At 59.9% G+C, this 6,395-nt stretch carries 2 protein-coding genes and 1 rRNA gene; all 3 read left to right on the top strand.

Annotation, left to right across the window (positions count from 1 at the left end; all coding sequences use genetic code 11):
* Positions 1 to 180: 180 nt before the first annotated feature.
* Positions 181 to 293, top strand: a 5S ribosomal RNA gene (gene rrf / locus ACY65G_RS30500).
* A 1,032-nt stretch (positions 294 to 1,325) separates the two neighbouring features.
* Positions 1,326 to 3,665, top strand: a complete 2,340-nt coding sequence (locus ACY65G_RS30505; protein ID WP_465001023.1) for a penicillin acylase family protein — start codon at positions 1,326 to 1,328, stop codon at positions 3,663 to 3,665.
* A gap of 230 nt (positions 3,666 to 3,895) precedes the next feature.
* A complete protein-coding gene (locus tag ACY65G_RS30510) occupies positions 3,896 to 6,145 on the top strand; it encodes a penicillin acylase family protein (RefSeq protein WP_465001024.1) in 2,250 nt (749 codons plus the stop codon).
* Positions 6,146 to 6,395: the final 250 nt, after the last annotated feature.

Below are 6,395 nucleotides of genomic sequence, written 5' to 3' on the forward strand. Positions count from 1 at the left end.
AGCTAACTGATACTAATTGCCCGTACGGCTTGTCCCTATAACCTTGACGGTTATGAATCAATGATGATTCCTTGCATTTACTCTTTGATGAGACGTAGTTGAATACTACAACCCAACTTACTTCTTCCAGATTGAGATCGATTGCTGCTCCATTGAGAGCAATCGATCGTACAAGTCATGCCTGATGACCATAGCAAGTCGGTCCCACCCCTTCCCATCCCGAACAGGACCGTGAAACGACTTTGCGCCGATGATAGTGCTGCAACCAGTGTGAAAGTAGGTTATCGTCAGGCTGTAATTACGAGAGAAGCCCATTGCGTGATCGCAGTGGGCTTTTTTCATTTGTACTCACGCTTTGCAGTACGCGCAGACTTCGCTCCAGGTCCAGGGTTTTTGCTCGGCCGGGCACTGCCCGACCTCGCTCCACGAACAGGACCGTGAAACGACTTTGCGCCGATGATAGTGCTGCAACCAGTGTGAAAGTAGGTTATCGTCAGGCTGTAATTCCGAGAGAAGCCCATTGCGTGATCGCAGTGGGCTTTTTTCATTTGTACTCATGCTTTGCAGTGCGTCACGGATGCTGCTCCAGGTCCCGGGTTTTTGCTCGGCCGGGCACTGCCCGGCCTCGCTCCACGAACAGGACCGTGAAACGACTTTGCGCCGACGATAGTGCTGCAACCAGTGTGAAAGTTGGTTCAATCAGGCTGTTATATAGAAAAACCCCGCTAGCTGGCGGGGTTTTTTGCTTTGCAACACCGCTTGAAGCGCACCTGGCAAGGCTTGGCACTGCCAAGCCTTGCCAGGTGCGCTTTTTTCATTTGCTCGAAAACCGGTGACAGACACCGGTTTTCTGGAAATGTTTCAAATTAACTGGTGCTTGTCACCGGTTTTGATACCGAGAAAAGCCCATGCCTTGGCAGTACGCCGCAGACTTCGCTCCAAGCCCCGGGTTTTTGCTCGGCCGGGCACTGCCCAACCTTGCTCCACGATGCATAGCGGCACCGGGCTTTTTATATGAACCCACAACACGGCCACGTTTCGCAGCGTACATCGTACGTATTGCCAAAACGTCCCTGCCTATTCGGAAATTATTATTTCCAATATTATCTTGTTATTCCCGGTTAGAAACTTTATCTGATTTCTGTAGTGAAACGTGATCGCTTTCTTTGAATATCGAAGGCGGATCGACAATTAGAGCATATAAAGCCTTCTGGCTTTGGATGTTGCGCGAAAAATATTTATTTGCAAGCCTCTATTCGTGGCAGAGCTGACACGCTGATATCCTCGCAGGACAAATTTCTAATAACGATATCTCTGGAGGTTCAATGAAGCTTACAACAGTCTCGCTGCTGACTGCTCTGGTTGCTGCTAACTACGCTGCTGCCGCTGCACCTGTGCGTACGGAAATCACACGCACTACCCGCGGGGTAGTCCATGTCAAGGCTACCGACTACCGCAGCCTGGGTTATGGGGCAGCGTATGCGTACGCGGAAGATAACGTCTGCATGCTTGCCGATACCATTCTGACCGTACGCGGCGAGCGCTCGCGCTACTTCGGGGGGGCTGCATTCGCCACCCAGCCGAAAAATGGCGAATATGGTGCCGGACTCGATACTTTCTTCAAGCTGCCGAATGAGCAAAGTGACTTCTTCTTCAAGGGTTATATCGACCTTGACCAGTTGCGCGCAGGTTACGCGGCCGGTTCGGCCGATGTGCGTGAACTGCTGGCCGGTTTTGCGGACGGATATAACCGCTATCTGAAGGATAAACCTGGCAAGCATCCCGCCGCTTGCAAAGGCGCCGCCTGGCTGAAGCCGATCACGGTCGATGATGTTTATCTGATGATTGCGGAAAAAGCGCTGCATGCGAGCGGCGAGGCGTTTGCCGCCGCCATCGTCGGGGCTTCGCGCGATCCGGAAGAGCCGGTCAGCCTGGCGAAAGCCATGCCGAAAGCCGTCATCGGGATGCCGAGCGGTATTCCGGCCGGCGTCGGCAGCAATGCGTTGGCGATCGGAAGCGACGCCAGCGCAAACGGCAAGGGCATCCTGCTCGGCAATCCCCACTATCCGTGGACCAGCACGGATCGCTTTTACCAGATCCACCTGACCGTTCCAGGGCGTTACGATGCAATGGGCGTCAGCCTTGGCGGCTTGCCGGTCGTTTCCATCGGCTTCAACAAAAATGTCGCGTGGACGCATACGGTGACCGCCGCACGGCACTTCACGACCTTCGGCCTGGCGCTCGATCCGTCGGACCCGACCGGTACGACGTATTATTTCGATGGCGCCCCGCGCAAGATGACGGAGCGGACCGTGACCGTCGACGTCCTCCAGCAGGACGGCTCGCTGGCTGCGAAAAAGCGTACTTTCTACTTCAGTCACCAGGGAGCGGTGATCGTGCTGCCGCAAGCGGGCATCGGCTGGACGTCCCAGAGCGCGTTCGTGCTCGGCGACGCCAACCGGAACAATACCCGCCTCGCCGAACAGTGGCTGAAAATGGGCCAGGCCGGCGACGTCAATGAACTGCAGAGCGCCATCCACGCGGTGAAGGGCTTGCCGTGGGTGAACACGGTTGCGACGGACCATAAAGGGAATGCGCTGTATAGCGACGGCAGCGTCGTGCCGCATATGACAACCGAAAAATTCCTGCCCCAGTCCGGGTGCCTGATCGCCCCCGATCTGCTCGCGTTCAACGGCAGCACCAGCGCCTGCGCCTGGGGCCAGGACCCGGATGCCCCGGAAGGCATATTCGGCGAAGCCAATGCGCCGGCCACCGTGCGCCAGGACTACGTCGCCAACTCGAACGATTCGTATTGGCTCAGCAATGCGAAAGAGCCGCTGACCGGCCCTGCGCCGTTCGGATATTCGCCGCTGTACGGCCAGGCCGGCGCAGTGCAAACGCTGCGCACCCGCATCGGCTTCAGGCAGATCGAAAACATGCTCGTGGAGCGGCAGTTCCTGCGCATGGAAGACGTGCAGGAACTGATGTTCGATAACCGCGTCTACGCGGCGGACCTGGTCATGCCGTCGCTGCTGAAAGCCTGCGTGAAATCACTCGATGTGCGCGCTCTTGCCCCATGCGCAGCCCTGGCGGCCTGGGACAGGAAGGCGGATGTCGACAGCCGCGGCACGGTGCTGTTCCGTGAATTCTGGAACATTGCCCGCTCCACGCCCAATCTGTGGGTAACGCCGTTCAATCCGGCCGATCCGATCAATACGCCGCGCGATATCGCCACGGCCACGCACCCCGCGCTGATGACGGCGCTGCGCGCCGCCACCGCCAAGCTGCAAGCCGTAGGTGTTCCGCTCTACGGCCGCCTGGGTGATTACCAGACCGAGCTGCGCAACAACAAGCGTCATGCACTGCATGGCGGCCAGGGTGACGAGGATGGAACGTATAGCACGCTGAGCATGCGGGGCAAGCTGACATCGAAGGGCTACCAGGATGTCGAGTGGGGCACCAGCTATATCCAGCTGGTGGGATTCGACAACTCGGGCCCCGTTGCAAAAGGCCTGCTCGTGTATGGTCAGTCGGTCAATCCCAAGTCGTCGTACTATGCCGACCAATTGCCGCTGTTCACGCAAAAGCGCCTGCCCGGGTTGCCGTTCACGGAGTCCCAGATCAAGGCTGAGCGCATCGGTGGACAGGTGTTGACCGACCGCTGATCTCCCGGCCCAAGCCCAAACGCAGGTGACAGTCAAGCGGCAGGTCGCCTGCGCGCGTTTGATGGCTATCAAGATCGTTTGCGCCAGCTTCCCCATGATGGGTCGTCTCATGGGGAGCTATCATGCGAATATCGACGCTCGCGATACTGTGTTTTCTACCGTGCTGCCTGCTGGCGGCATGCAACGGGAGCCGCAGCGATGCGGCCCCGGTCCCGGCTTCCCACGGCGGCATGACCGCCGAATTGACGCGCACTTCCCACGGCATCGTACATATCCGCGCAAACGACTTCGCCAGTCTCGGTTTCGGGCTGGCTTACGCCTATGCGCAGGATAACGTGTGCATGCTGGCGGATGGCATTCTCACCGTTCGCGGCGAGCGATCCCGCTACTTCGGCGGCGATGCCAAGCCCACGGCCGGTGTGGGCGGCGAATACAGCGTCGTCATCGACTACCTCAACCTGCACAACTTCGACCTGCGCAACGAGGATAGCGATTTCTTCTTCAAGGCCTACCTCGATCCTGTGCGGCTGCGCGCCGGCTACCGTGAGGGGAGCGCCGAGGCGACGGCGCTGTTGTCCGGCTATGTCGCGGGGTATAACCGCTACCTGCGGCAAAACGCGGGCAACCTGCCAGCTGCCTGCCGGGATGCCCCTTGGGTAAAACCGATCACCGTCGAAGACGTCCACCTGATGATCGCGGAGAAGGCGCTGCACGCGTCCGGCCAGTTGTTTGCGCGCGAGATCCTGGCCGCCGCGCGGGACGGGCGGCAAGGCCCGGCAAGCGGCGACCTTCTCCCCGCAGAGTGGAATAACGAAGGTCTCGGCAGCAACGCCATCGCACTTGGTGCCGACGCGTCCATCGGTGGCCGGGGAATATTGCTGGCCAATCCGCACTACCCCTGGTTCAATACGGACCGGTTCTATCAGGTACACCTGACCGTGCCGGGCGTGTATGACGCCATGGGCGTGAGCCTGGGCGGCATTCCGATCGTCGTCATAGGCTTCAACAAGGATGTCGCGTGGACCCACACGGTCACCAAGGCCGCGCACTTCACCACGTTCCGCCTGCAGCTGGACAGCACCGATCCCAGCGGTTCGACGTACTTGCTGGACGGGGAGCGGGTAAAAATAGTGGAGCGGGTGGTCGTGGTGCAATCGTTGCAAGCAGACGGCACGTTCCGCACGAAGCGCAAGACATTCCGCGAAACGGCGCTTGGCATCGAAATGGCGGCTGCAGGATTGCCGCTGGGGCCGAACGGAATGCTCGCACTCGGCGATCCCAATCGCCATAACACGCGCCTCATGGACCAGTGGATCGCGATGGGCAAGGCCGACGGCGCCCCGGCACTGCAGGCAGCGATGGGCCGCATGGGCCTGCCGTGGGTGAACACGATTGCCGCGGACCGGCATGGCAATGCGCTCTTCGCGGACTACAGTGTGGTTCCCCACGTGGTGCCGGAGAAGTTCGCGCCCGGCTGCCTGCTGTTCGCCCCGCTGCTGGTGTTCGATGGGTCGCGCAGGGCCTGCCACTGGGGGCAGGATGCCAATGCGCCTCCAGGAATTTTCGCGAGTGGCAGCGCGCCGGCGCTGATGCGGCGGGATTACGTGGCCAATTCGAACGACAGCTATTGGCTGACCAACAGCCGCCAGTTATTGACGGGGCCGGGCAGTGGTTACTCGCCACTTTATGGTCCGGTCGGCGTGCCGCAGCACCTGCGTACCCGGCTGGGATTTTTGCAACTGGACGAGCGGCTGGCCGATCGCGGCCGGCTGGGCGTGGACGACCTGGAGGCGCTGCTGTTTTCAAACCGGGTCCATGCCGCGGAGCTCGTGGTGCCCGACCTGTTGGCGGGTTGCCGTGGTACGGCGGACCAGACGCTGGCTGCCGCGTGCGCGGCGATCGCCGGTTGGGACCGCAGAGTCGACCTGGACAGCAAGGGGGCGATCCTGTTCCGCGAGTTCTGGCTGGCGGTCGTCAATATCCCCGACAGGTGGGCGGTGCCGTTCGACCCCGCCGATCCGGTGCATACACCGCGCGGCGTCGCTCCTTCGGCGCTTGGGCCGATGCTTGCGGCATTGCGGACCACGGCATTGCGACTGGCGACACTCGGCATTCCGCTGGACGCGCCGTTGGGCGATTACCAGGCTGAAGTGCGCCTCGGTGTGCGGTCACCGATCCACGGCGGGATCGGTGACCTCGACGGTGTGTACAACGCACTGCATATGAAGTCCGCGTTGACGGAGCAGGGCTATCGCGATGTGGCCTGGGGAACCAGCTATATGCAACTGGTCGGCTTCGATGACAGCGGACCCGTCGCACGGGGCCTGCTGGCATATGGCCAGTCGACCGATCCCGCCTCGCCATACTATGCGGACCAGTTGCCGCTGTACGCGGCAAAGCGGCTCGTGCCACTGCCATTCACGCGTGAACAGATGCTGGCGGAAGGTAGCCAACAGCACATGACGATCTCCGACAAATAGGCCTTGCCGACGGGCAGGGCGTTTGCTATAGTTCTGTCCCTCGCAGCAACGTAGCTGTCACGAAAGTGAAACAAGCAAGTTGAAGCGGGGCAAAAAGAAGCTTGACGATTCGCACGAAACAAACGATAATCTTGCCTCTCTGCTGCTGACAAACACAACGATTTGTCTACGGGTTGATCCCGAGTTGCAGCACCGCTGAAAAAGCGAAGAATTCTTTAACAATCAACAGTCGATAAGTGTGGGCGTTTGA

Source organism: Pseudoduganella sp. jia 12 (genome assembly GCF_055502675.1).

What these genes read in the sequence shown, in the direction of transcription:
- ACY65G_RS30505 (WP_465001023.1), top strand. Translation starts at nt 1,326, where the DNA reads ATGAAGCTTACAACAGTCTCGCTGCTGACTGCTCTGGTTGCTGCTAAC.
- ACY65G_RS30510 (WP_465001024.1), top strand. Translation starts at nt 3,896, where the DNA reads ATGACCGCCGAATTGACGCGCACTTCCCACGGCATCGTACATATCCGC.